This window comes from Sphingobium abikonense NBRC 16140 (assembly GCF_001598335.1).
GTDB lineage: Bacteria > Pseudomonadota > Alphaproteobacteria > Sphingomonadales > Sphingomonadaceae > Sphingobium > Sphingobium abikonense.
The window spans coordinates 329,169-354,636 of record NZ_BCYT01000001.1 but is presented as its reverse complement, the minus strand read 5'-3'; the positions used below and the strand labels follow the sequence as shown (position 1 = coordinate 354,636).

Genomic DNA, 25,468 nt, shown 5'->3' with positions numbered 1-25,468 from the left:
CGCCGATTTCAGAGGCTGAAGCCGCCATCGACGATCAGGGTCTGGCCGGTCATATATTGCGCCTTGGCCGAAGCCAGGAAGGCCACGGCCTCGGCAATATCCTCCCCGCTGCCGAAGCGTTGCAGGGCAATGCGTTTGCGCTGCGTTTCCCAGATTTCCGGCGAATAAAGCGACGTGAGGAACTCGGCGCCAAGCCCGGCGTCGATGATTCCCGGAGCGACCATGTTCGCCCTGATGCCATAACGGCCTTCCTCCTTGGCGATGGCGCGGCCCAACGCCTCCATTCCGGCCTTGGGCACGGAGGACAGGGCGTCGCCGGGGGGGAAGCAGTAATTCGCGACCGAAACGACGGTGACGAAATTGCCGAAGCCCTGGGCGCGGAAATATGGCAGGGTGGCGGACACGATACGGGTGAAGCCGACCAGTTCGATCTCGATGACTTCACGCCATTGCTCCTCGCAGATCTGGCTGACGAAGGGCTGGGCTATATCGACCCCGCTGGCGAAGATCATCGTGCCGATGGCGCCGAATTGCTCGACCGTATCGCGGATGCCGGTCTCTATCGAAGCGCGATCGGAAAGGTCGCAGGGGACGGACAGCGTCTCGCAAGAACCGTTTGGCAGGGACGCTGCGACCGCCGACGCCTTTTCACGGCTGGACCGATAGCCGATGGCGAGTTGATCCCATTCGGTCGACAGGCGTCTGCAGATCGCGCTGCCAAGGCCGCCGGTTCCGCCGACGACGAAGGCCGCGCCTTTCGTCATAGCGGCAGATGAAGTGCGAGGTGGTGGAGCAGGCGATCGGCAAAGGCGTCGTTGCGGTCGCCGGTGAACATATGGCCGACGCCGTGGGCGATCTCGACCTCCAGTTGCGGGGTGAGCGAACGAAATTGCCGGACGCTTTCGTCCGAGACAATCTCGCTCAGTTCAGCTTTCACGAGGACGAGGGGCGATTGCGCGCGGCGCGCTGCGATGATGAGCGCTTCCCCTTCCGAAGGGGGATGCAGAAATTCCGGCGCCGTCGTGCGGGGATCCCAGTGCCAGAACAGGCGTCCATCCGCTTCGCGCATCGATTTGGCGAGACCTGACACGTCAGGCAGGCGGGGCTGGCCAAGATGGGTGTGGAGGACGTCGGCCGCTTCCTCCAGCGATGCAAAACCGGAGTCGCTGGCGCGAAAGAAGCCACGAATGTCATCCACGCCGTCGTCGACCATATAGGGCGCGACGTCGGCGAGCATGATAAGGCGCACCAGATCGGCACGGCGCGACCCACCGACCAGCGCGGATTGGCCACCGCGCGAGGCCCCCACCAGCGCGATCGGCCTGTCGAAGGCCTGGATGATGGACTCGACATCGCGACCATAGGCTTCCAGCAGATAGTCGCCGTCGGCGGCCCATCCGCTGTCGCCGTGGCCGCGCAGATCGAAGGTCAGCCCGTAATAGCCCGCCTGCGCCACCCGCCTGGCAGACCCGGCCCAGGATCGGCGGCTCTGGCCGCCGCCATGGAAGAAGCAGACGGGCGGCGCGGCAGGGTCGCCATAGGCGTCCGCAACCATCTCCAGCCCGTCACCCGGCACGCTTATCCGCGTGGGAACAGTCATGCCGGGCGCCTGCATTACTCAGCGGCGACCGGCGGAACGATTTCCGCGAATGACGGATGCTCGCCGGGACCCTTATAGGCGAATTTGCCGGGTGCATGGTGCCACTTGCCGTCGTTACGGCTCTCATAGGGCGAAGCGACCTCGATCAGCGCGCCGTGCGTGCTCTTGTGGCCGACCCAGCTCCATTTCTGCCAGGTCATGTCCGGATCGTTGAAGGTCTGGCCGCCGCCGGGCAGGTGCAGCCCTTCCGCCTTCAGCTTTTCCATCGCGCCCGGCACGTCGTCGGTCGCGTAGCAGAGGTGATGGACATGCTCGCCCACTTTCTCGAGGCGATCGCCCATGGGGGTGCCAGGGGCCGGTTGAATGAACTGGATTTCCGTGCCGCCATTGTTGACGAAGGTCGCCCACTTCATACCGGCGTCGTCGCCGCTGGAAAATTCATCATATTTGACGAGGCGCTCTTCCAGCGACGCAGGATCGAGCACGCGCAGGATCTTGGTCCAATCCTCGATAGCCTTGTCCAGATCGCGCACGACCATGCACACATGGGCAAAAGGTCCGCTAGGCATTGATATTCTCCTCTGATCTTTTAAATTTCCACCGTCGCCGTGCCCGAATTGACCGTGCCGCGGCCATCGACATCCAGCGAGAATTCGCAGGTCACCGTATCGCCTTCGATCGCCGCGATCCTGCCCGTCACCACCGCTCGGTCGCCGCCATAGACATTGTCCAGAAAGCGCGAATCCATCGATTTGATCCGCCCGCCCGGGAAGGCGCGCATCAGCATGTTCATCATATAGGCGACGTTGATCGGACCCTGGTTGATGACCCGGTCACCCAGACCCTTGGCCTTCACCACCTCGACATCGAGATGGATGGGATTGGGATCGGCGAGGAACCCCGCCCACTGCTTCATGGCTTGCGGGCTAACGCTCTCGATCGTGAAGGGCGGCAGCGTGTCTCCGACGGCATGGCTCATGCGGCGAACTCCTTGCGGGGCAATACCCACACATTATCGGTTTCCAGCACCTGCGTTCCATCAAGCAGGTGCAGGCGGAGGCGATAGGTCAGCACGTCCATGACGCCCAGCTTGCGGCTGCGTTTGCGGACCAAGCTGAGTATCTCCCCTGTTACCTTGTAGCTTTCGCCCACCTTCAGCGGCGCATCGAACCGTACGCCGCTGCTGCCCATCATCGGGCCATCCTCGACATCGAATTCACACGCTTCGCAGACGCCTGCCACCGTCTTGCCCATGGCGACCTGGGTGGCGATATAATAGTAGATGGGATGAGCGCTACCGTCGGTGGCTGGTTCGACGCCGGTCGACCGGCACAGGGCGGCATTCTCTTCCGCCGTGATGGTGAAGACCTTGTCGCCATCGAGCGATGTGCCGGCGGCGTCGGGAGCAGGGGGGAGATCGTCAAGATCGCTCATGGTCTGTCCTTAGAAAGAACGCGGCAGGCCGAGGCTCTCGGCAATTGTGTTGCGCACCATTTCGTTGCTGATCGGCGTCATCCGCAGGATGCGATGGTCGCGCCAGTAACGCTGCATGTCGGTTTCCGCCGAATAGCCCATGCCGCCCAATATCTGGATGCCAAGGTCCGCGGCCTTCACGGCATTCTCCGTGGCGACCATCTTGAGCATATTGGCCTCGGTTCCGCACGGCATGCCGTTGCTCTGCATCCAGGCGACGTTGTAAAGCAACAGCTCGGTCAGCTTCTGCCATGTCGCGATATCTGCGACATAATGCTGCAAAATCTGGAAGCGGCCGATAATGCCGCCGAACGCCTTGCGTTGCAGCATATATTCCAGCGCGTCTTCCAGCACCCCGTCGATCGCGCCCAGACATTGCGCGCCCACCATGATCCGCTCATTATTGAGTGTGGGCAACATCGCATACCAAGCCTGTCCAGGCTCACCCAGTACGTCCTCGTCGGGAACGAAGACATCCTCATAATGAACCTCGCACGATCCCATGGCGCGCATGCCCAGCTTGGGCAGGAGCGAGGCGGTGATGCCGGGCGATTTGGCGTCGACGAAGAACATGGTGAGGCCATGATGCTTCTTCTCGGCATTTTTATCGGTGCGGGCGAGGACGAGCAGCCTGTCGGCCGCCTTTGCCCCCGTGGTCCACATCTTGGCGCCGTTCAGCGTCCAGCCGCCGTCGACCTTTTCGGCATGGGTCTTCATCGCGCCCAGAACGTCGGTGCCGCCGTCGGGTTCGGTCATCGACAGCGAGACGCGCAGCTTGCCCTGCGCCATGGGGCGCAGCCAGCGATTCTTCTGCTCCTCCGTGCCGACCGCGCCGATCGTCTTCGCCCCGCCGAAGGAGGTGAGGCCCCAAACCCACAGCAGGCCGCCGGCCGTCCGTGCGAATTCGCGAGCGAAGATCATCTGCATCATGACGTCGCCGCCCAGGCCGTCATATTCCTCTGGAATGCCGATCCCGAAAAATCCCTGCTCGGCGATCTTGTCCCAAAGCGCGTAGGGATAATTTTCTTCGTCGGCTTCCAGCGCGCGCATCCAGTCCTTGGGGGCTTCGGCATCGACCCAGCGGCGGACAATGTCCCTGAACGCCTGCTGTTCCTCGGTGAGTGAAAAATCCATCGTCATTCCCGTTAGTGGCACTGCGACTAAGCGCCCTGCGGATGCATTGCGAACCTATCCAACTATAGGGCAGGCCGTCGGCAGAAACTGAACAACTGGTCCACCATCATAGCCAACTGGCCGGGAATAGGTGCGTTTTCGATTGGATCGCCTTCGCCGCCGATGGTGTTGATGGCGATGCCCAGCGGTGTCGGCCAGCCCCGCAGCGCGTGGGTAATGACCCGCAGTTGCTGGAGCGTGGCGACCGCGGCCTGCCAGCCGGCCGCTGTTGCCACGCAGCCCACGGGAAGACCATCGAAATAGCAACGCTCGTCCCGGCTCATATCCTCGACATAATCGAGCGCATTTTTCACAAAGCCGGAGATCGCTCCGTGGTAACCCGGTGAGCCGATGATGACGGCATCCGCCGACCGCAGGATGTCGACATAGCGTTTTGCCGCATCTGGACGATCCGGATTTTCGGACGCGTAAGACGGGAAGTCGATGTCCGCGCCGGCAAGCAGCGTCGTGCGTGCGCCGCGTTCCTCTGCGATGGCAAGCGCCTTGCGAAGCGCTCGCTCGGTGGAGGAATAGGCGCGCATTGTGCCGCCAATGGCGACGAAATGAAGTTGGGTCATATCAGATCGACAATCCTCCCTCGACAGGGATCACCGATCCGGTGACATAGGCGCCCGCCCGCGAGGCGAGATAGATGGCTGCGCCCGCCAGATCTTCCGGCGTACCGACGCGGCCGCGGGGCACCATCGATTCCACCATCGTGCGCATCTCGCTGGAGGTGATGACGGTCATCTCGGATTCGAAGAATCCGGGTGCGATGACGTTGACGGTGATGTTGTCGCGGCCCAGCCGCTTGGCGAGGCCTTTCGCCATCCAGTGGATGGCGCTCTTCGACGCCTGATAGGCATAATTTTCCTTGGGGCCGACCTTGAGCGCGCCGACAGACCCGATGTTGATGATCGATGCGGGACGCTCCGCCGTGCCGCCCGCGCGGAGCAGGGGCAGAAATTTCCGAAGCGTGAAGAAAGGGGCCTTCAGGTTCAGGTCGATGACCGGATCCCATTCGTCCTCGCCATAATCGTCGATGGGCGCGTCGGCCATGGTCCCGGCGTTGTTCACCAGGACATGCACGGCCTGTTCTTGGGTGGACACCGCCGCGACCAGAGCCTCGATCCCAGCAAGTGTCGAAAGATCTGCGACCAGGCCGGTACAGCGGCCGCCAGTGGTAGCGGAAATCTCCGCCGCGGCCGCGGTCACCTTGGCCTGCGTGCGGGCACAGATATAGACTGTGGCGTCCGCCGCAGCCAGGCCGGTCGCGATATGACGGCCGATGCCGGTCGACCCGCCGGTAACAACGGCGACGCGGTCCTGTAGCGAGAACAGCTCGGCGGCATTCATGCCGGAGCTCCCGCGCCGGAAATCTTCAGAATGAGGTCGGTCGTTCCCTCTGGATCGCCCACCAGCAGGGCGTGATCGCCCGGATGGTCATGGATGGTCCAGCCCAGCTCGCGCGCCCGGTCGTGCATCGCCGTCATCACCGTGACGGCCGCCGCGATATAGTCGACGGGCCGGTCGATAGCCTCGGCACCTACGGGGATGACGCAGGCGGTCGCCTTCATCGGCTGGTCCGACAAATTGTCTAGCAGCCATTTCTCCCGCGCCGGGTCCATGAGATGGGGATGCTCCTTGGCCGCCGCCCGCTGCATTTCATGCACGCCCGACCCTACCGGGCCTTCGCCTGCTTCGAGCATCGCATCCAGCGCGGCGAGCTGGTCTTCCGGGACATAGCCCATGAGGGATCCGATCCGTTCCCCCGACCGGGGCACGATGGCGTCGAGATAGATGATGGATGCGATGCGGTCGCCCACCTCCGCGATCACGCCGGGCGCGACCGTGCCCGCATAGCTGTGCGCGACCAGCACGACGTCGCGCAGATCCTCATATTTGAAGACATTGACGATGTCGCGCACATGAGTCGCATTGCCCACATCGCGGCCGATCAGATGCTCGCGCTCGCCAAAGCCGGTGAAGGTCGGCGTGTAGACCTTGTGGCCCCCGGCCTCCAGAATTTCGCGGACATATTTCCATGTCCAGCCGCCCATGCCGCCGCCGTGAAGAAGTAGGAATGTGGACATGACGATCAGGCCTCCGCCGGTTCAGTGTTCTGGATGAATTCGGGGAATGGATCGGGTCCCCACAGGAACATGCTGTCCTCTGGCGCATGGTTGGCGGCCGGCCAGTCGACATCATGCGGAATGAAGTCGATATCGGCTGAATATTCGCTGAAACTGCCCCAGGGATCACGCACATAATAGAAATAATTGGCGCCCAGCACATGCTGGCCCACGCCCCAGTTGGGGCCATAGCCCGCCCGGGCCATGGTCGCGCCGCCCAGGCCCACTTCCATCACCGACCCGACGTCCCAGCTATTGTGATGCATGCCTCGCCGATCGGACAGGACGAGGGCCAGCAGGTGATGATCGCTGCCATGGGGGCCGTGCAGGAAGGCGACGGCCGGCTCGCTCTTGTCGGACAGTCGCAGGCCGAGCGTCTTCTCATAGAAGTCGATCGCGGCATTCACGTCGGTCGCGAAGATCGCGAAATGCGAAAGGCGGCGCGGATGAACCTTGGGCGCTTTGCTGTTAGGGATCGCGCCGGATTGGCCCGGCGCCGCGCTGACGAAGGTGAAATGGCTCTTTTCCGATGGCGTTGCCTTGTCTGCGACACGAACGTTGATCGGCAGGCCATCGAAGCCTGCGAACCAGATGCCGTCGGCTTCCGCGCCTTCGGGCGCCTTGATCCGGGTGACGCCGCAGCCGTCGAGATGGGCGGCAAAGGCATCCGCTTCGTCCGGATAGATGCCGAAGCTCAGATAGCGCAGCCGCTTGGCGTCGCCGCCCTGGCTCAGCACGGCCCAGCGATGCGGATTGCCGACCGCATATAATTCCAGCGTGTCATCCCGCTCGCGGACGTCGAGCCCGAAGAGCGTGTAGAATTTCCGCGCGGCTTCCAGATCGGGCACTTCGACCGCGAAATGATCGATGGAATGGACGCCCAAACTATTGGCGCGGCGTCCCGACGGGCTGTTTTGGTTCATCCTTCCCTCCTTGGCTGGCCAGGCACCGACAGAACGGCGCCCGGCCTTTCGATCATGCTGCCTTGATGGGGTTCACCAACAGGCCGATCTTCTCGATTTCCACTTCGCACACATCGCCATCCTTCATGAACAGCGGAGGCTTGCGGGCCAGGCCGATGCCCGACGGGGTTCCCATGACCAGGACGTCGCCCGCTTCCAGCGTGAAGCAGGTGGAGAGGAGGGCGACCGTGTCGACGACATCGAACACCATGTCGGAGGTGTTCGCGCTCTGCACCACCTGGCCGTTGAGGCGGGTTTCGATCTTGAGGCCGGCACCGCCCGCAGGCAGTTCGTCGGCCGTTACCAGCCAGGGACCGAAGGCGCCGGTATCGTCGAAATTCTTGCCGACCGTCCACTGCGGCGTCTTGAGCTGATAGTCGCGGATCGAACCGTCGTTGAACACCGAATAGGCGACGATATGCGAGAGCGCGTCGTCCTTGCTGATATCCTTGCCGCCCTTGCCGACGACCGCGACCATTTCCGCCTCATAATCGAGTTGATCGGAACAGGGCGGTTTGATGATCGGTGCGCCATGGCCGATGAGGCTCGAATTGAAACGGCCGAATATCGTCGGGAATTCGGGCACGGTGAATCCGCCTTCAGCCGCGTGATCCTTGTAGTTGAGACCTAGGCAGAGGATCTTGGGCGCCTTGACGAGGGGCGGCAGGAAAGTGAGGTCTTCAACCTGCACTTCCTCGCCCTCTGCGCTGACTTTCGCGCCGGCATCCGTCAGGGCGCTGCCGCCGCTGGCGATCAACACATCCAGATCATAGAGGGCAGCGTCGCCGAACAGCGCCTTGACGCCCGCGCCCGTGTCCACTGCCAGACCGACCGCGCCGTTCTTCGTTACCTTGGCCAACCGCATATGCAAACCTCCTGAGAATCTGTCCCACCCACTGAACCGAAGGCATGGGATTGAATGAAATATATTTCAAGCCATAAAATACATCTTGTCGAATTGCCATGGGTGGCGAAGCTGATATAGTTGTTGCGATGACCAAAAAGCTGAGCCTGACCGAACGCGCCTACCGGCAATTGCGCGACGATCTCCTGACCTGTCGGCTGGTGCCGGGCGCGAAAATCAACATCAAGGATATTACGGAAACGCAGGGCTTCAGTCTCGGGGCGGTGCGCGAAGCCCTGTCGCGGCTTACGTCCGAGGGCTTCGTGACGCAGGACGATGCGCGGGGATTTCGGGTGACGCCGATATCGATCGGCGATTTGACCGATCTGGTCAGGGTCCGCAGCGATATTGAGGGGCAATGCCTCCGCCGCGCGATCGAGAAGGGAGGCCTGGACTGGGAAGCCTCTATCGTCAGCGCGGCCCATAAGTTGGGCAAGACCCCGACCCGCGACCCGCGAGAGGCGGCCCGTCTGAACGAGGATTATGCCGACGCCCATGCGGCCTTCCATCACGCCCTGGTCGCCGCGTGCGACAGTCCATGGTTGCTCAAGATGCGCGACTGGCTCTATGCCCAGTCGGAACGCTATCGCTATCTCACCGTGCCTTTGGCCCATGGCGACCGGGATCTGGTTCATGAACATGCGCAGATCGTCGACGCGGCGCTCGCGCGGGACGCCGACCGCGCCGAGGCGCTGCTGACGGACCATTTGATGGCGACGGCGCGGCTGCTGATCGACCCGCAGAATGCGCGGGGCGGGACCGATATCGAATGGGCGGCTGGCGCGGATCGGGCCCTCTGATCCCATATCAGCTCTGCCGGTTCTGACCGGTGCCACCGCCGCTGGCGGGCATCAGCATGTTGCTCATACCGCCATCGACCAGCAGGTCGACACCGCTGATGTGGCTTGCATGAGGGCCGATCAGAAACAGGATCGCCTGCGCGACATCCTCGGCCACGCCAAGTTTGCGCAGGGGAATATTGGCTTCCCGCTGGTCGCGCCGCGACGGATCTTCATATCCCGCAGCGGTCATCGGCGTGTAGGTGGGGCCGGGCGACACCGTATTGCATCGGATACCGTCCGGCCCCCATTCGATGCTGAGCTGGCGTATCATCATCAACAAGGCGGCCTTGCTGGAGGAATAAAAGCCAAGCGCGGGCGTAGGCTGGGTGGCCGACATGGACGCGGTCGCGACGAAGGCGCCCTTGCTCTCCTTCAGGTGCGGATGGGCGGCCTTGCCGAGCAGCCAGGACGAGCGGGTGTTGATGGCGAAGATGCGATCGAAATCGCCGATCGGCAGTTCGGCCAATGCACCGCCCATGATGATGCCGGCATTGCTGATGACGGCGTCGATCCCATCCATATGCGCGAGCGCCGCCGCGACAATCCGGTCGCCGCAATCCGGTTCGGCCAGATCGACCACGCAGGTCGCGGCGGCGGGGCCGACCGCATCGGCCACCACCTGCAGATTGGCGGCATCCCGATCCGCGAGCAGCATCCGGTGTTCACCCGGAATCATCGACCCGGCCGCCAGCAGTTCGGCGCAGGCTCTGCCGATGCCGCTTGCAGCACCCGTGATGATCACCCGCATGTCACTCTCCCTACACTTTCATGGCGTCGATGCGCCGTGTTTCAGTCCTTCAGGCCCAGTTCGTCCATCAACGCGCCGCGCAGCTTGAACTTCTGGATTTTCGATGCCGACATCGGCCATTCGTCGATGAAACGGATATGCCGCGGAACCTTGAAGGAAGCGAGGCGCTGCCGGGTATAGGCGATGAGTTCCTCCGCCTCGACCTCCACATCGCCTTCGCGTTCGATGTAGGCGGCGGGGATTTCCGCCAGCCGCTCGTCCGGCAGCCCGACGACCTGCGCGAGACGAACCGCCGGATGGGTGGCCAGCACCGCCTCGACCTCGGCCGCGGCGACATTTTCCCCACCCACTTTCAGCATATCCTTGAACCGGCCGTGGAACATGACGTGGCCATGTTCGTCGATCGAGCCGATATCGGCGCTATGATACCAGCCATCGGCATCGAGCACCTCTGCGGTCTTCTGCGGGTCCTTGTAATAGCCGTCGAACAGATTGTAGCCGCGAATGAGGATTTCGCCGCGTTCGTCCACGCCCTTTTCCGCGCCGGTTTCGGGATCGACGATCTTCATCTCTATGCCCGCAAGGGGGAAACCAAGTTTCTTGAAGCCCATTTCCGGTTCCATCGCATAGCCGCCGGTGGTGACGATGCCGGTCGCCTCGGTCATGCCCATGGTGCCCACTTGGAGCATGTTTGGGGCTTTCTCCCGATAGGCCTGGCCTACGCGATCAGGCATGAAGGCGAAGCAGCTATTTTGCAGGCGCACCGACGACATGTCGGTCTTGGCCCAGTCGGGATGGGTGATCATGGCCTGATGGAAAGTGACGAAGGGCAGGAACATCATCGTCACCCGTTCATCCTCGATCTGCCGCAGACTCTCCCCGGCATCGAAATGCGGCTGGCCGATGAAGGTGCCGCCCACGTCGATCGCGCCCAGCATGCAGAGCATCGCAGCGATATGGAATAAAGGCAGCGGCGACCAGGCGCGCTCGTCGGGCTGGAAGGACCAGCGATAGCGAGCGAGATTCGATGCCTCCCGAGTGACGGCCTCATGGCTGAGCAGGCACCCTTTGGGGTTGGCCGATGTCCCTGACGTATACAGGATCATCGCGGTGTCGCGGACCCTGACGGTCAGACGGGATGCATGTACCTCTACTTCCTCCACTTCCTGCACCGCCGCATCGAAGGTTGCCTGATCTACGAAACCGGGGACCGAACGGCCACCCAGCATCACGATCCGCTTGAGCAGAGGCGCGCCCGCAAGCGTGAGTGAGGAGGAGTCCGCGGCATCGGGCAGGTCGGGGAAAGCCTCAACCAGCCGTTGACCGAAATCGATATGCTCACTGATCATATCATTGGTGATGATCGCCGCCAGATCGGCATTTTGCGCGACATAGGCCATTTCAGGCGCCTTGTACCGTGCGTTCATCAGCACGGAGACAGCGCCGCACATCGCATTGGCGAACAGGGTCTCGACAAATTCGATGCTGGACGGCAACAGGATGCCGACATTGTCGCCGCGCGCGATGCCCAGCGCCTTCAGGCCGCGCGCGCGCTTCAGGACGCTCTGTACGACATCGTCATATGTCTTGCGTTCTCCCGGGAATACCAATGCTTCCTTGTCGGATGCCTTGTCCCACCCTTTGAGAAGCAGATCGCCCAGAGTGGTTGCAGAAATACGGAATGGGGCGCAATCTTCGCCTTGTGTGACCACGGATGTCCGCTCCTAAAATGCCGGTCAGCTATCGATGATGATCAGATTGCAGCCATCGCGTCTGCCTGCGCCTTTCGTTGGATAGGTGCAGCTTTGCCTTCCTGGTCCAAGAGCAAGGGCAGAGATTTTGTATCACTGTGCGGGAATTCACGATGGAAGCCTATGTCTACGATCATGTCCGGACGCCGCGCGGGAAGGGCCGCCCCGATGGCGCGCTGCACGAGATCACCTCTGTCGAAATGGCGACGCAGCTTTTGAAGGCGCTCCAGAGCCGCAATGATCTCGACACTGGACTGCTCGACGATGTGATCATCGGCATGGCCCAGCCCGTCGGTGAACAGGGCGGCGTGCTGGCGCGCGCGGCGGTGTTGCAGGCCGGCTATGCCCAGACGGTCGCGGGCCAGCAGATCCATCGCTTCTGCGCCACCGGGCTGGACGCTGTCAGCCTGATCGCGGCGCAGGTCCATTCGGGCATGATCCAGGCCGGCATCGGCGGTGGCGTCGAGTCGATGAGCCGCACGGTAATGGGTTATGACTCGGGCGCCTGGACGTCCGATCCGTCGGTCGCCTTCAGCAATTATTACGCCCCGCAGGGCATCGGCGCCGACCTGATCGCTACCCTGGACGGCTACACGCGCGAGGATGTCGACAATTTCGCCGTCGAGAGCCAGCGCAAGGCCGCCCATGCCTGGGAAAACGGCTATTTCAAAAAGGCGATCGTGCCGATCAAGGATGTGCTGGGCGACGTGGTGCTAGATCATGATGAGCATATGCGACCCGGCACCACGCTGGAAAGCCTCGCCAAGCTCAAGCCCGCCTTCGAAGGGTTCGGCAAGGCCGGGTTCGAAGCGGTCGCGAAGGCCAAATATCCAGAAATCGAAGAGCTGAACTATGTCCATCATGGCGGCAATAGCTCCGGTATCGTCGATGGCGCCGGCCTGGTTCTTGTCGGGTCGAAGGAATTTGGGGAAAAGGCCGGCCTCAAGCCGCGCGGTCGCATCCGGTCCTATGCCAATATCGGGTCTGAGCCGACGATCATGCTGACGGCGCCGGCGGCGGTGTCGCGCAAGGCGCTCAAGGCGGCCGGCATGACCGAGAAGGACATTGATCTCTGGGAACTGAACGAAGCCTTCGCCAGCGTGGTGATGCGCTTCCAGCGGGAGCTGAACGTTCCCGACGACAAGATCAACGTCAATGGCGGGGCGATCGCGATGGGTCATCCGCTTGGCGCGACCGGCGCGATGATCCTGGGCACCGTGCTGGACGAACTGGAGCGGCGCAACGCGGAAACCGGCCTCATCACCTTGTGCGCGGCCAACGGCCTGGGCACGGCTGCCATCATCGAGCGCGTTTGAACGCGCCTACCGAACTATAGAGCGGGACATCCCATGAAGACTATGCGACTGGAAAAAGCCGAGGACGGCTTCGCGATCCTGACCCTCGATGCCGAAGGCTCGATGAACGTCGTCAACGATGCTTTCATCGCCGACATGGAAGCGGCGACGAAGCAGATTGTCGCGGACGAAAGCATCAAGGGCGTCATCCTGACGTCGGCCAAGAAGACGTTCATGGCCGGTGCGGACCTCAAGCAGTTGGTGAATGGGTTCGGCACGCTGACGCCGCAGGAAGCCTATGCTTTTTCGAAGCGCGCCACCGACATGCACCGCGCCATCGAACAATCCGGCAAGCCCTGGGTGGCGGCGATTAACGGCCTGGCGCTGGGCGGCGGTTTCGAGTTGGCGCTGGCTTGCCACCGGCGCATCCTGGTGGATGATGCCAAGGCGCAGGTCGGTTTGCCCGAAGTCAATGTCGGTCTGCTGCCCGGATCGGGCGGCACGGTGCGGTTGGGCATCATCGCGGGAATGAAGATCGCGCTAGACCTGCTGCTGTCGGGCCGCTCGGTGGGGCCGCAGGAAGCGCTCAAGCTCAAGATCGTGGACGAGGTCGTCCCGGCGGACAAGCTGATCGACGCGGCCAAGGCGTGGCTTGCGACCGTGCCTGACCCGGTCAAGCCCTGGGACGTCAAGGGTTGGACGCCGCCGCAGAAGAAGGGCCTAACCGTTCCTGAGGATTCGGCCGCCTACATGATGTATACGGGCGGTCTCGCCAAGGTGGGTTATAATCAACCCGCGCCGGCCGCGATTCTAAACTCGGTGTTCCACGGCTTGCAGTTGCCCTTTGACAAGGCGCTGGCGGTGGAGGGGAAATATTTCGCCAAGCTGCTGACCGATCCGGTCGCGCGCAACATCATCCGCACCACCTTCATTTCGAAGCAGGCGGCCGAAAAGGGCGCGCGTCGTCCCGAAGGCTTCCCGAAGTTTGAAGCGAAGAAAGTGGGTGTGCTGGGCGCGGGCATGATGGGCGCGGGCATTGCGTTCGTGTCCGCCAATGCGGGTATCGACGTCGTTCTCATCGACCGCGACACCGCGACCGCGCAGAAGGGCAAGGACTATTCGGCCAAGGTGCTGGGCAAGCTGGTCGAAAAGGGCAAGCTGACGCAGGACAAGGCGGACGCCGTGCTCGCCCGCATCACCCCGACCGACGACTTCGCGCTGCTCGATGGCTGCGACATGGTGGTCGAAGCGGTGTTCGAGGATACGGCGATCAAGGCCGAAACCACGAAGAAGGCCGAAGCGGTGCTGCCGGCACAGGCCATTTTCGCGTCCAACACCTCGACCCTGCCGATCTCGCAGCTCGCCCAGGCGTCGCGGAGCCCGGATCAGTTCATCGGCCTGCACTTCTTCTCGCCGGTCGACCGCATGGGGCTGGTCGAGGTCATCATGGGCAAGCAGACCAGCAAGGAGACGCTGGCCAAGGGCCTCGACTTCATCGCGCAGTTGCGCAAGACGCCGATCGTCGTCAACGACAGCCGTGGCTTCTACACCAGCCGCGTGTTCCAGATGCTGATCCACGAAGGCGCGGCGATGCTGGCGGAGGGCGTTCCCCCCGCGGTGATCGAAAACGCGGCCAAGGCCGTCGGCATGCCGGTCGGGCCGCTGGCGCTGCTGGACGAACTGACGCTCGACCTGCCGCTCAAGATTGTCGACCAGGCGATCGCCGAGGAAGGCGATAAATATACGCCACCCGCAGGCACTGCCGTCATGCGGCGGATGAAGGACGAGATCGGCCGGTCCGGCCGGAAGACCGGCGGGGCGTTCTATGATTATCCCGAAGGCGGCAAGAAGCATCTGTGGAAGGGCCTGGCCGATCATTTCCCGGTCAAGCAGGACTGGGATGTCGAGGAACTGAAGAAGCGCTATCTCTATGCGCAGGCGATGGAAACCGCCCGCTGCCTGGAGGAAAATGTGCTGGAAACTCCGCAGGACGCCGATCTGGGTGCGATCTACGGCTGGGGTTTCCCGGCCTGGACCGGCGGGACGATCAGCTACATTGACACGATCGGCATTAAGAAGTTCGTTGAGGAATCCGATAGGCTCGCCCAGCTTTATGGCCCGCGCTTCCTGCCGTCCGCATGGCTGCGCGACAAGGCGGCAAAGGGTGAGGATTTCTACACGCCCGCGAGCGAAACCAGGGTCAAGGAGCCAATGCCGGCATGAAGCGCCTGATTTTCGAGCAGGAGCATGAGCAGTTCCGCGACTCCGTCGTCAAGTTCATGACGACGGAGGTGGGCGCTCACGCCCAACGTTTTCGCGAGCAGGGCATGGTCGACCGTGAGCTGTTCCTGAAGGCGGGCGAGCAGGGCTTGCTGTGCACCTGGGCGGACGAGAAATATGGCGGGGCGGGGATCGACGATTTCCGCTTCGAGCAGATCATCATCGAGGAGAATATGCGCCACGGCGACATAGGCTTCTACATCAACCTGCATAATGATCTGGTCGCGCCCTATATCGCCAAGCTCGGCACCGACGAACAGAAGGACCGCTGGATGCCAGGCATCGTCAGCGGCGAGAAGATTCTGGCCGTCGCGATGACGGAACCGTCCACCGGCAGCGACCTGGCGGGTATGCGCACCAGCGCGGTGGACAAGGGCGACCATTGGCTGTTGAACGGCGCCAAGACCTATATTTCCAATGGCATTTTGGCCGATCTGGTCGTCGTGGCCGCGCGGACCGACCCCAATAGCCGCCACGGTCTGGGCCTTATGGTCGTCGAACGCGGCATGGAAGGGTTTGAACGCGGGCGCAAGCTGGCGAAGATGGGGCTCAAGGCGCAGGACACGGCCGAGCTCTTCTTCAACGATGTCAGGGTGCCCAAGGGGAATGTGCTGGGCGATCCGGCCCAAGGCTTCAAATATCTCGCCCGCTTCCTGGCGCAGGAGCGGCTGGTCGCGGCCATCGGCTTCATGGCGACGGCGCAGACCGCATTCGACATCACGCTCGACTATGTGAAGGAACGCCGGGCCTTCGGAAAGCCGATTGGCGCGTTCCAGAATACGCGGTTCAAGATGGCTTCGATGCGGGCCGAACTGGACGCGCTTCAGACCTATGTCGACCAGTGCGTGATGCTGCTCAACGCGGGCGAGTTGACCGCAGAAGACGCGTCGGCGGCCAAACTGCTGACCAGCGAACTGGAAGGCCGGGTGATGGACGAATGCGTCCAGCTTCATGGCGGGGCGGGCTATATGGAAGAATATCGCATCAGCCGCATGTATACTGACGCCCGCATCAGCCGCATCTTCGCCGGAACCTCGGAAATCATGCGCGAAATCATCGGTCGCGGACTGGGCCTGGACGAGCGTAAGCTGTCCTGACCGCAAAACCGGGGGTGGGTCGAATGCTTGATGTCGAACGATTGCGCGGCTTCCGGGTGCCGGAAGCACAGGATGTTTGCGATCCGCGATCCGCTATTCTCTACGCGCTGGGTGTCGGCGCCGGGCTGGGCGCGATCGATGAACGGCATCTGGTCTTCGAACGCGATCAGGCCGTTTTGCCGACCATGGCGCTGGTTCTGGGAACACCCGGCTTCTGGCCGATGGCGCCGGAACTGGGCTGGGATTGGCCGCGCATCCTGCATGGCGAGCAGACGCTGAAACTGGTTCGGCCGCTCGAACTGGGCCAGTTGGTCAACGGCCGGATCGAAATTATCGGTCTCGCGGACAAGGGTTTAGGCAAGTCCGCTCTCGTGCGGGCAAAACGTGTCATAACCACGCCGACGGACCGGCCGATCGCCGAAATGGAGGAAGTGTGGGTCTTGCGAGGCGCGGGCGGTTTTGGCGGGCCGTCGAATCTTGATGGGCCTGCGCCGATTGTCATGCCGGATGCGCCCGCAGGCGCCTGTCTCGACCTGCCGACGGCCGCCAATCAGTCGATGCTCTATCGCCTGACCGGCGACCGTAACCCCCTGCATATCGACCGGGGCACGGCGCAGGCGGCGGGTTTCGATCGGCCGATACTGCATGGCCTTGCCACCATGGGTCTGGTTGGGCGCGCGTTGATCCATCTGTGCTGCGGCGGCGATCCGGGTTTGTTGACCGACATGCGGGTGCGTTTCACCGCGCCGGTCTGGCCGGGTGAAACGGTTCGGACGGAAATCTGGCGCCGGGGCGACGCCGTATCGTTTCGGGCTAGCGTGCCTGACAGGAATAGCATCGTCATCGATGGCGGCGAGGCCCGCATCGGTGGTTTCAAGGAAGAACGGGACGTATTGAAGTGAATATATTGGATGGCAAGGTCGCACTGGTGTCCGGTTCCGGACGGGGCATTGGGAAGGCTATCGCGCTGAAACTGGCAAGCGCCGGCGCCCATGTCGTGGTGAACGACCTGGACGAGGATGTGGCAAAGGCGACGGCGAGTGAAATCGAAAGCCTTGGCGTCCGCGCCGTGGTGTGCGTGGGCGACGTGACGGATGCCGATTTCGGCGACAAATTTGTGGGAGCGGCGGTCGCGCATTTCGGCACGATCGACATCATCGTGAACAATGCGGGCTATGCTTGGGATTCGGTTCTTCAAAAGACGAGCGACGAGCAGTGGATGGCCATGCTCGATGTTCATCTCAATGCCCCTTTCCGTATATTGCGCGCCGCGCAACCGGTGATCGCCGCCGCGGCGAAGAAGGAGACCGCCGAACATGGTCGGGCCACACGCCGGACGGTCATCAATATATCGTCCGTGGCAGGTCTTGGCGGCAATGCCGGTCAGTCGGGCTATGCGGCGGGCAAGGCGGGGATCGTCGGTCTCACCAAGACGGTGATGAAGGAATGGGGGCGACATAATGTCACCGTCAACGCGGTGGCTTTCGGCGCCATCATGACGCGCATGACCGCGGGCGAGGCGGGCAGCACGACCATCAGCGTCAAGGGTCGGGACATCAAGGCCGGCGTCAGCGACGAAATATTGGAAGCCATGGAAAAGGGCATTCCACTGGGCCGCGCCGGCACGCCGGAAGAAGCCGCCGGCGCCGTCTACCTGCTATGCCTGCCCGAAGCCGATTATATCACCGGCGAGGTGATCGTCGCGGGCGGGGGCTGGAAACTCTGACGATATAATGGGCGGGCCTTGGCGCCCGCCCTCGGTCAGGCGGGCCAGCCAGGCGTGCGACCCTGCATGGCCAGAAAGATGGAACGCATGGGATCGGGTACGGATCCGGCGCCGATGCCAGTGCCGAAATTGATCCCCCGCCGCTCATATATCCGCCATCCCTCGGCCGTGCGCCGCAGCCTGTCCTCATAGCCGCCCACGGCGAGAAGGTCGGTGGGGCGCAGCGGATCGGCATCGGGGATATCGAACCACTGCCATGCCATGACGCGGCTGGCTGCGCGCGCTTCGTCGCCGTTCACCTCAATCACCACATTGGTGATGTTATGCGAACAGCCCATTAGAGCGCCCTGATAACCCATGCACTGGGCATGGATGGCCTCCCGCCCCACGGAACGCGCGCTGCCAAAGTCGATCGATCCATCCTCCGTGAACACTTCCTCCGCAATGCGGTGAAACTGCATCGAATCTACCAGATGGGCGTAACGATAGAGGCATTCCTCGATCGCGAGGCGGTCCGCCAGCATGGCGAGGTCGATCATCATGGCGGATATCTTTCTTTACCGGCCGCGAGGGTGGGGGGCTTATTTCAGCCGCAGCCAACGACCCCGCCGTCAACCGGAATCTGTGCGCCGGTGACATAAGCGCCCGCGCGCGAACACAGGAAAATGACGATGCCTGCAATATCGTCCGGCGAACCTAGACGTTGGAGCGGAATATGCGCCAGCAGGGCAGGATCGACCTGATCCTCATCCCGCATATGCGCCGTCATTTTGGTTGGGAAGAAGCCGGGAATGACCGCATTGACGGTGATGTTACGCGCCGCCAAATCGCCGGCCAGATCGCGCGTCATCATATGGACTGCAGCCTTGCTCGCGGCATAGCTGTACGCGCTGAGCCGCTCTGTCTTCATCCCCGCGACCGAACCGATGTTGATCACCCGCGCCGGATCGCCAGCCTTTCCGGACGCGCTGAGTTCGGGGAGGAGTTCCCGGACCATGGTGAACGGCGTCTGGACGTTCACGGCCATCACGCCCGGCCAAGCCTTGTCGGGGAAGCTGTCGATCGGCCCGCCCCAGGTCTTACCCGCGTTGTTGACCAATATATGGCATTCTCCGACCGCTTCGCGATAACGGGCGACGAGGTCGACCGCCGCCTCGGGCGTCGACAGGTCAGCGGGGAGGGGGATGCACGATCCCAGCGTGGCCATCTCCCGGGCGGCATCTTCGCAGATGTCGGCCTTGCGGGATGTGATCGCGACTGTCGCGCCAGCCCGCAGCAGACCTTCGGCGATCATGCGGCCCAGACCTTGCGCGCCGCCGGTGACCAGCGCCTTCTTGCCGGTCAGGCTGAACAGATCGCTCACATCGTCACCACGACTTTGCCGAACTTGTGCTGGTCGCGCAGATGCAGAAGCGCCTCTTTGGCCTGGGCAAGCGGATAGGTCGCCTCGATCACCGGCTTGATTGCATGTTGCTCGGCAAAAGCGAGCATTTCCTTGAAGTCCTGCGGATCGCCGACCTGGCTGCCGACGATGCTGGCGCTCTTGAGGAAGATGTCGGTGGCGTTGAACTTGATCTCGTTGCCGGCGGTAGACCCGTAGATGACGATCCGCGCGCCCGGATTGATGGCGCGGACATAATTGGCGAAGCTGGGCGATGGCGCGCCGTCCAGCACCACGTCGATGCCGCCGGTAAGTTTGCCGACCTGCTTGCGCCAGTCGGGATCGGTGTACAGCAGACCGCCCTTGGCCCCCATTGCCACGGCACGATCGATCACGTCCTGGTTTTCACCGGTGACATAGACATTGGCGCCCTTGGCCACGGCAAAGGCCAGGCCGAACGTGGCCACGCCGCCGCCTACGCCGCTGATGAGCAGCGTCTCTCCCGCTTCCAGCCGTCCCTTGAACATAAGCGCGCGCCACGAGGTCAGCGCCGTCAGCGGCATGGCCCCGGCTTCCTCGAAACTCATGAAGGCCGGCTTGGGCGCCAGATTGTCGACCGGCACGCAGATATATTCGGCGATCGTGCCGGCGAAGGGCATACCGAGCAGGCCGAAATCGGCGGCTGGCGCGTGGCGGTTCGACCCCCAGTTGCGTGCAGGATAGAGCACAACCTCATCGCCCTCGCGGACGCCGGTGACGCCCTCGCCGATCATGTCGACGACGCCCGCACCATCACAGCCCAGCGTGATCGGCACCGTCATGCCGGGATATTGCCCGTGGGTGATGAACAGTTCACGATGGTTTATGGATGCGGCCCGCAGCGCAACACGCACCTCTCCCGGACCGGGCACTGGCGTGTCGACTTCCGCCACCACGACGGATTCAGGGCCGTCGATCCGTTCGAGATAAAGGGCCTTCATGGTCAACCTTTCCTAATATCCTGCTCGCGCCGCGGTCTGTATGGCAACGCTGGCTGCATAACGACCTCGGCTTCCTAGGTGGAAAGCTGGACATTTTTCCATCTCATTGGGAACCTATCTGCCGATAGGAAAAAGGGATTGCGTTATAGATTCATCGCGCAGAATATATTTCGCATAACAAACGAATCGCGCCAACCGCGCTAGGAGAGAAGAGCATGACCGTTGTGCCCACAGCTATCTTGCCGCCGCGTTCGACTCATATGCCGATCCGGCGTGCTGCATTGGTGGCGCTGACGGAAAGAGTGGCGCAGTCGCGCATGACCGTGGTGTCTGCGCCGGCTGGGAGCGGAAAAACCACCGCAATGCTGTTCTGGGCGGATGAACTCAGGGCGCAGGGGCGCCCCGTTTTGTGGCTCGCGGCAAGGGCAGGCATAGAAAGTAAGCGGTCCTTTCTCCAAGCGCTCAAGGCCGCAGGTATTGCCGCGGGTATGCCGTGGGATGCACTGGACAGTGACGCTGCCGACGAAAGCTGGCTATCCGCCCTCGCGACGATGGGCAGCGTAAAGCCGGTTATCATTGTGGATGACGCGCAGTTTCTGGCAAAGCCGATTCTGGAGTTTCTGGCGCAACTATCGTCGAGCGCGCGCGACGCATTGACCATCATCATCGCCGCACGCGGTGCGGTCGGCCTGTCGCTGGCGCGTATGCGTGCGCTCGGATTTCTGGTCGAAGTGGGCGTCGCCGATCTGTCCTTCACCTTGGCGGAAGCGACGGAACTGGTCACGCGGTCTATCGGGACGCCGGTGGATTCGCGCGAACTTCAGGACATTGTGGGCGATACCCAAGGCTGGGTTTCCGGTATCGTTATTGCCTGCGATCTCTATCGCCGCACCAGCGACAGCGCGGCCAAGCTCCGGCTGACTGGCCTGCGCCCAGAATTTGCCGAGTATTTCCATGATGAAGTGTTAAGTTTGCAGCCGGACGACGTCCGCCGCTTCCTCGTCGACACCTCGATCCTCGATGAATTGACGCCCTCCGCTTGCGCTGCGGTAACCGGCGACGAAAATGCGCGCGCGATGCTGGACCATGTCTTTCGTGAAGGCCTGTTTCTGAACGCGATTGATCAGGAACATAGCCGCTATGCCTATCACCGGTTGTTCCGCGAAATGGTGTTGGGCCGGCTGATCGATCGGGCACCGGACCGCGCTGCTGTCATGCATCGACGGGCGAGCGAATATTTTGCCGAAGCCGGCCAGCTTGCCCTGGCGATCGAACATGCGCGGCTGAGCGGGGACAAGGCTTTTCTCGCCGACCAGTTGGATCGCTTGGCGGAGGGACTGACCTATTCGGGCTATCTCTACCGCATCGACGAACTCGGCGCGGAACTGCCCTGGCCGATCCTGGCCGAACGGCCTAATCTGCTCCTGGCGCTGGCCTGGAGACGCATCCGCCAACTGGCCTTTTCCTCGGCTGACAGGCTGATTTCCGCCGCGCGGCAGGCCTGTGAAGCGAAGCGCGAGGCCCAGTCCCTGCCCGCGCACGAAATCGAGCAACTCGACCTGCTGATCCGCCATCGCTTCGTCATGCTTGCGGCGGCGCGAGACGACATGGTCAGGGTCGAGGCCGATTCGGAGCCGCTGCTCGCCGAACTGGCCGACAGCCATGCCTATCTCAGCTGCACCTTGCTGGCGCAGCTCATGTCGGCGCGGCGCGAACTTTATCATTTTCAGGACATGCTCAAGCTGGAGGCGGAAACCAGCCGCGCGCTGTCGCGTCCCGGCTCGGCCTTCGCATCCATCGCCCTGAAGGCCTCGGTCGCGCCGACCATGATGGCGCAGGGCAAGATTCCCTTGGCGCGACGTTTTCTGGAAGAGGCCTTCGCGTTAGCTGTTGAAATCCATGGCGCAGGTTCCGGTCTGGCCGCGCTGCCCGCGTTGCCGTTGGCCGAACTGCTCTATGATGCAGGCGACCTTGAACAGGCGGCGGAACTGGCGGACCAGTATCTGCCAGTCGTGCGGCAATGGGGATTTTCCGATCAGATGGCGTCGGGCTATCTGGTCAGCGCGCGCCTGCGGGCGGCAAGGGGCGATCTGCCCAGCGCGCTGTCGACGCTTAACGATGCCCATCTCGTGGCGATCGAATGTGGGCTTGATCGTCTGCGCTCCTTCATCGTGGCTGAAGAGGTGCGGCTTTTGATCAAGGCGGGGCAGATCGACGAGGCGGAGCAGCATTTCCTGGCGGGCGATCCGCAACTGGACGGCGAACCCATTCCCACCCTGCACCCGACGCGGCGCAATGAGAATATCGCGATTGCCTGGCTCAGGATCGAGATGCAGCGCCATCGGCTGGGCCGAGCGCGCAAGGTCGCCTATCGGTGGCTGGAATTCGTCAAACGCGCGGGAGCGGTCCGGTCCGCCGTGATCTTCGAATTGCTGCTGGCGGAAATCGCGGTGCTTCAGGGCAACCGGTCCGAGGCGCGCAGGGCCGTTCGCGCTGCCGTAGAGATGGCCGAACCGGCCGCCTGGGTGCGGGTCTTCGTCGATGAGGGAGAAGTCATCGCGTCTCTCATCATCGAAGCCTATTCGCAGGGGCCGGAACTGGAAACGCCCGCTGATCGCTTCGCCGTCCGCCTTGTGTCGATGTTGAGGCGGGGACCACAGATCGAAGCGGACGAAGAAGAGGAGGATGATTTCGGCCTGACCGGGCGCCTCGCCAACCGGGAAGTCGACATTTTAACGATGGTGAGCGGAGGCCTGCGCAACCGGGAAATCGGCGACCGTCTCGGCCTGACCGAAGGCACCGTCAAATGGTATATGCAGCAAATCTACGACAAGCTGGGCGTGCGCCGTCGGCCGCAGGCGGTTCTGCGGGCGCGGCAGCTCGGCATCCTGCCCTGAAGCGCACGCCATATCCTATCGAAGGATAGATTGCACCGTTCGCGCAACCTGCGACCGGCGCAATGTGCGCGAAAGGAAATATCATGGCAAAACGCAAGGTCATCATCAGCTGCGCGATTACAGGCGCAATCCACACGCCCTCCATGTCGCCCTATCTGCCCGTGACGGCGGAGGAGATCGCGGCATCGGCGGTCGGCGCGGCGGAGGCGGGCGCCGCCATCATCCATCTCCATGCGCGCAATCCCGTCGATGGGCGGCCGGACCAGAATCCCGACCTGTTCGAACCCTTCCTTAAAGTCATTAAGCAGCGTACCGACGCCGTATTGAACCTGACAACGGGCGGGCACCCCTCCATGACGGTGCAGGAACGGATCCGTCCCGCCCAAACTTTCGCCCCGGAAGTGGCCAGCCTCAATATGGGGACTATGGGCTTTGGTCTGTTCCCGATGCTGGATCGCTACAAGTCGTTCCAGCATGACTGGGAACCCGCCGCGCTCGAAGCATCGCGCGACCTGGTGTTCAAGAACACCTATGCCGACATCGAACATCTACTGACCACATTGTCGCCGCTGGGCACGCGCTTCGAATTCGAATGCTATGACACCAGCCATCTCTATAACCTGAAATATTTTCTCGATCGCGGCCTCGTCAAGGCGCCGCTGTTCATCCAGACCTGCTTCGGCATATTGGGCGGCATCGGCAGCCACCCCGACGATATCATGCATATGAAGCGAACGGCCGACCGGCTGTTCGGCGACCAATATGAATGGTCCGTGCTGGGGGCCGGTGCGCGTCAGATGAGCATTGTCGCCATGGCGGCGTCCATGGGTGGCAATGTCCGTATCGGTCTGGAGGATTCGCTGTGGGGCGGCCCGGGCCGGCTCGCCGAGACCAATGCGGAGCAGGTGAAGACTGCGCGGCAGATCGTCGAAGGCATGGGTCTTGAAATCGCCACGCCCGATGAGGCGCGTGCCATGCTGGACCTCAAGGGCGCGGACCGGACGAATATCTGATGACGAAAAAAAACGGGCCCCTGGCCGGTATTCGCCTGCTGGAGATCGACGCGATCGGCCCCGTACCGCTCGCTGCGATGCTGTTGGCCGATATGGGCGCCGAGATCGTCCGCATCGCCCGGCCGCCATCGGTCGCGGCGGGGGACTGGGATGATGTCGGTGGGGACATCCTGCACCGCAGCCGGGTTGTGACCTATCTCGATCTCAAGCAGGACGCGGATCGGGAACGGTTGCTCGCATTGATCGAGCGGGCGGACGGGCTGATCGAGGGATACAGGCCCGGCGTCATGGAACGCCTCGGCGTTGGCCCCGATGTCTGCCTGGCGCGCAATCCGCGGTTCGTGTTCGGGCGGATGACGGGCTGGGGCCAGTCCGGGCCGCTTGCGCTGCGGGCCGGCCATGACATCAATTATCTGTCGATCACCGGCGCGCTCCACGCGATGGGAGAGCGACAGGGTACGCCGCCAGTACCGCTCAATCTGGTAGGCGATTATGGCGGCGGCGCCATGTTCCTGATCTTCGGACTGTTGAGCGCACTGCTGGCGGCGCAACGGACGGGCCGGGGGCAGGTCGTCGACGCCTGTATCACGGATGGCGTCGCGTCGTTGATGAGCTTATTTTACGCATGGCAGCCCAAGGGTTTGTGGGAAGATGCGCCCGGCTCCAATTTGCTGGATGGTGCGGCGCCCTTCTACCGCTGTTACGAATGCGCCGACGGACGGCACGTCGCGGTAGGATGTCTGGAGCCGAAATTCTTTGCCCAGATGGTGGACGGATTGGGTCTCTCCGACAGATGTTATGACCAGAACGACCGCGAAGGCTGGCCCGCGATGCAGGTTGAATTTGCCGCGGCATTTCTGGCCAAGAGCCGGGATGAGTGGGCCGCTCTATTTGCTGCGAGCGACGCTTGCGTGACGCCGGTTCTGTCAATGGAGGAAGCGCCCCGGCACGCGCATAATGAAGCGCGGGCGACTTTCGTACAGCGTCATGGAGTGGTCCAGCCATCGCCGGCGCCCCGCTTGTCTGTCGACGCGGGTGCCATTGGCGAGCCGTCCGTCGCGTCGGCGGCGGACCTGATCGCGGCTTGGTCTTAAGGCGCGGATCGCGCCAGGACAGCGGCATTCGCCTCCGTAGAAAACGTGCTCGGATCAGGGCGGGGCGTTCGCCGGGTCGCTGGCTATGTCGAACGGCAAGACCGGTGCGCGGCGGCTTGT

At 62.7% G+C, this 25,468-nt stretch carries 25 protein-coding genes; 9 read left to right on the top strand and 16 right to left on the bottom strand.

Translation table 11 applies throughout. The features are described 5' to 3' along the window. Nucleotides 1-8 precede the first annotated feature (8 nt). The 11 genes from SAB01S_RS01610 to SAB01S_RS01560 form a co-directional block, all read right to left on the bottom strand. On the bottom strand, nucleotides 9-764 hold the full coding sequence (locus tag SAB01S_RS01610) for an SDR family NAD(P)-dependent oxidoreductase (protein WP_062731400.1): 756 nt from the start codon (nucleotides 762-764) through the stop codon (nucleotides 9-11). Next, nucleotides 761-1,600, bottom strand: a complete 840-nt coding sequence (locus SAB01S_RS01605; RefSeq protein WP_228227158.1) for an alpha/beta fold hydrolase — start codon at nucleotides 1,598-1,600, stop codon at nucleotides 761-763. Before SAB01S_RS01605 ends, SAB01S_RS01610 begins: the two co-directional genes overlap by 4 nt. A 14-nt stretch (nucleotides 1,601-1,614) precedes the next feature. Continuing rightward, a complete protein-coding gene (locus SAB01S_RS01600) occupies nucleotides 1,615-2,169 on the bottom strand; it encodes a VOC family protein (protein WP_228227159.1) in 555 nt (184 codons plus the stop codon). Between the two features lie 20 nt (nucleotides 2,170-2,189). Further along, a complete protein-coding gene (locus SAB01S_RS01595) occupies nucleotides 2,190-2,579 on the bottom strand; it encodes a MaoC family dehydratase (protein WP_062731398.1) in 390 nt (129 codons plus the stop codon). Beyond that, on the bottom strand, nucleotides 2,576-3,034 hold the full coding sequence (locus SAB01S_RS01590) for a hypothetical protein (RefSeq protein WP_062731397.1): 459 nt from the start codon (nucleotides 3,032-3,034) through the stop codon (nucleotides 2,576-2,578). The genes SAB01S_RS01595 and SAB01S_RS01590 overlap by 4 nt, the downstream gene beginning before the upstream one ends. 9 nt (nucleotides 3,035-3,043) lie before the next feature. Next, nucleotides 3,044-4,207 carry an acyl-CoA dehydrogenase family protein gene (locus SAB01S_RS01585; RefSeq protein ID WP_062731512.1) on the bottom strand — a complete coding sequence of 388 codons (1,164 nt, stop codon included), beginning with the start codon at nucleotides 4,205-4,207 and terminating at the stop codon, nucleotides 3,044-3,046. Nucleotides 4,208-4,269: 62 nt separating this feature from the next. Beyond that, nucleotides 4,270-4,824, bottom strand: a complete 555-nt coding sequence (locus SAB01S_RS01580) for an NADPH-dependent FMN reductase (protein ID WP_062731396.1) — start codon at nucleotides 4,822-4,824, stop codon at nucleotides 4,270-4,272. 1 nt (nucleotide 4,825) lies between these two features. Then, nucleotides 4,826-5,602, bottom strand: coding sequence for an SDR family oxidoreductase (locus SAB01S_RS01575; protein ID WP_062731395.1), 777 nt, complete (start codon nucleotides 5,600-5,602; stop codon nucleotides 4,826-4,828). Continuing rightward, the gene (locus SAB01S_RS01570; RefSeq protein WP_083951077.1) at nucleotides 5,599-6,339 is read right to left on the bottom strand and encodes an alpha/beta fold hydrolase; all 741 of its coding nucleotides are present in this window, start codon (nucleotides 6,337-6,339) and stop codon (nucleotides 5,599-5,601) included. The genes SAB01S_RS01575 and SAB01S_RS01570 overlap by 4 nt, the downstream gene beginning before the upstream one ends. 5 nt (nucleotides 6,340-6,344) lie before the next feature. Beyond that, the gene (locus SAB01S_RS01565) at nucleotides 6,345-7,301 is read right to left on the bottom strand and encodes a VOC family protein (RefSeq protein WP_062731394.1); all 957 of its coding nucleotides are present in this window, start codon (nucleotides 7,299-7,301) and stop codon (nucleotides 6,345-6,347) included. 52 nt (nucleotides 7,302-7,353) lie between these two features. Continuing rightward, nucleotides 7,354-8,205: a fumarylacetoacetate hydrolase family protein gene (locus SAB01S_RS01560; protein ID WP_009823750.1), complete on the bottom strand. Its 852-nt coding sequence runs from the start codon at nucleotides 8,203-8,205 to the stop codon at nucleotides 7,354-7,356. Between the two features lie 128 nt (nucleotides 8,206-8,333). Between SAB01S_RS01560 and SAB01S_RS01555 the strand changes: the two genes are divergently transcribed. Then, on the top strand, nucleotides 8,334-9,044 hold the full coding sequence (locus SAB01S_RS01555; protein ID WP_228227160.1) for a GntR family transcriptional regulator: 711 nt from the start codon (nucleotides 8,334-8,336) through the stop codon (nucleotides 9,042-9,044). A gap of 7 nt (nucleotides 9,045-9,051) precedes the next feature. On the opposite strand, the gene SAB01S_RS01550 is transcribed toward SAB01S_RS01555, so the two are convergent. Both SAB01S_RS01550 and SAB01S_RS01545 read right to left on the bottom strand, forming a co-directional pair. Beyond that, the gene (locus tag SAB01S_RS01550; protein ID WP_062731392.1) at nucleotides 9,052-9,834 is read right to left on the bottom strand and encodes an SDR family NAD(P)-dependent oxidoreductase; all 783 of its coding nucleotides are present in this window, start codon (nucleotides 9,832-9,834) and stop codon (nucleotides 9,052-9,054) included. A gap of 41 nt (nucleotides 9,835-9,875) precedes the next feature. Continuing rightward, nucleotides 9,876-11,546 (bottom strand): class I adenylate-forming enzyme family protein, encoded by a 1,671-nt coding sequence (locus SAB01S_RS01545; protein ID WP_062731391.1) that lies wholly within the window; start codon nucleotides 11,544-11,546, stop codon nucleotides 9,876-9,878. A 152-nt stretch (nucleotides 11,547-11,698) separates the two neighbouring features. On the opposite strand from SAB01S_RS01545, the gene SAB01S_RS01540 reads away from it, so the two are divergent. The 5 genes from SAB01S_RS01540 to SAB01S_RS01520 are packed head-to-tail and all read left to right on the top strand — an operon-like array spanning nucleotide 11,699 to nucleotide 17,983. Next, nucleotides 11,699-12,901, top strand: a complete 1,203-nt coding sequence (locus SAB01S_RS01540) for an acetyl-CoA C-acetyltransferase (protein ID WP_062731390.1) — start codon at nucleotides 11,699-11,701, stop codon at nucleotides 12,899-12,901. Between the two features lie 33 nt (nucleotides 12,902-12,934). After that, complete coding sequence (locus SAB01S_RS01535; RefSeq protein WP_062731389.1) at nucleotides 12,935-15,103, top strand: 3-hydroxyacyl-CoA dehydrogenase NAD-binding domain-containing protein; 2,169 nt, start codon at nucleotides 12,935-12,937, stop codon at nucleotides 15,101-15,103. After that, nucleotides 15,100-16,257, top strand: coding sequence for an acyl-CoA dehydrogenase family protein (locus SAB01S_RS01530; RefSeq protein ID WP_062731388.1), 1,158 nt, complete (start codon nucleotides 15,100-15,102; stop codon nucleotides 16,255-16,257). Before SAB01S_RS01535 ends, SAB01S_RS01530 begins: the two co-directional genes overlap by 4 nt. A 23-nt stretch (nucleotides 16,258-16,280) precedes the next feature. Continuing rightward, nucleotides 16,281-17,159 (top strand): MaoC/PaaZ C-terminal domain-containing protein, encoded by an 879-nt coding sequence (locus SAB01S_RS01525; RefSeq protein ID WP_062731387.1) that lies wholly within the window; start codon nucleotides 16,281-16,283, stop codon nucleotides 17,157-17,159. Next, nucleotides 17,156-17,983 carry an SDR family NAD(P)-dependent oxidoreductase gene (locus SAB01S_RS01520; RefSeq protein WP_062731386.1) on the top strand — a complete coding sequence of 276 codons (828 nt, stop codon included), beginning with the start codon at nucleotides 17,156-17,158 and terminating at the stop codon, nucleotides 17,981-17,983. Before SAB01S_RS01525 ends, SAB01S_RS01520 begins: the two co-directional genes overlap by 4 nt. 35 nt (nucleotides 17,984-18,018) lie before the next feature. Here SAB01S_RS01520 and SAB01S_RS01515 read toward each other — a convergent pair whose 3' ends face one another. The 3 genes from SAB01S_RS01515 to SAB01S_RS01505 are packed head-to-tail and all read right to left on the bottom strand — an operon-like array spanning nucleotide 18,019 to nucleotide 20,344. After that, nucleotides 18,019-18,525: a nuclear transport factor 2 family protein gene (locus SAB01S_RS01515; protein ID WP_009823741.1), complete on the bottom strand. Its 507-nt coding sequence runs from the start codon at nucleotides 18,523-18,525 to the stop codon at nucleotides 18,019-18,021. A gap of 44 nt (nucleotides 18,526-18,569) precedes the next feature. Further along, the gene (locus SAB01S_RS01510) at nucleotides 18,570-19,346 is read right to left on the bottom strand and encodes an SDR family oxidoreductase (RefSeq protein ID WP_009823740.1); all 777 of its coding nucleotides are present in this window, start codon (nucleotides 19,344-19,346) and stop codon (nucleotides 18,570-18,572) included. Next, a complete protein-coding gene (locus SAB01S_RS01505; protein ID WP_009823739.1) occupies nucleotides 19,343-20,344 on the bottom strand; it encodes a quinone oxidoreductase family protein in 1,002 nt (333 codons plus the stop codon). The genes SAB01S_RS01510 and SAB01S_RS01505 overlap by 4 nt, the downstream gene beginning before the upstream one ends. Before the next feature lie 215 nt (nucleotides 20,345-20,559). On the opposite strand from SAB01S_RS01505, the gene SAB01S_RS01500 reads away from it, so the two are divergent. The 3 genes from SAB01S_RS01500 to SAB01S_RS01490 all read left to right on the top strand — a co-directional run bounded on the left by SAB01S_RS01500 (nucleotide 20,560) and on the right by SAB01S_RS01490 (nucleotide 25,348). Then, a complete protein-coding gene (locus SAB01S_RS01500; protein WP_228227161.1) occupies nucleotides 20,560-23,241 on the top strand; it encodes a winged helix-turn-helix domain-containing protein in 2,682 nt (893 codons plus the stop codon). A gap of 83 nt (nucleotides 23,242-23,324) precedes the next feature. After that, entirely contained in the window at nucleotides 23,325-24,254 is a 930-nt protein-coding gene (kce, locus tag SAB01S_RS01495; protein WP_062731510.1) for a 3,5-dioxohexanoate:acetyl-CoA acetone transferase, read from the top strand. Continuing rightward, nucleotides 24,254-25,348 (top strand): CaiB/BaiF CoA transferase family protein, encoded by a 1,095-nt coding sequence (locus tag SAB01S_RS01490; RefSeq protein ID WP_062731385.1) that lies wholly within the window; start codon nucleotides 24,254-24,256, stop codon nucleotides 25,346-25,348. Before kce ends, SAB01S_RS01490 begins: the two co-directional genes overlap by 1 nt. The last annotated feature ends 120 nt before the right edge of the window (nucleotides 25,349-25,468 follow it).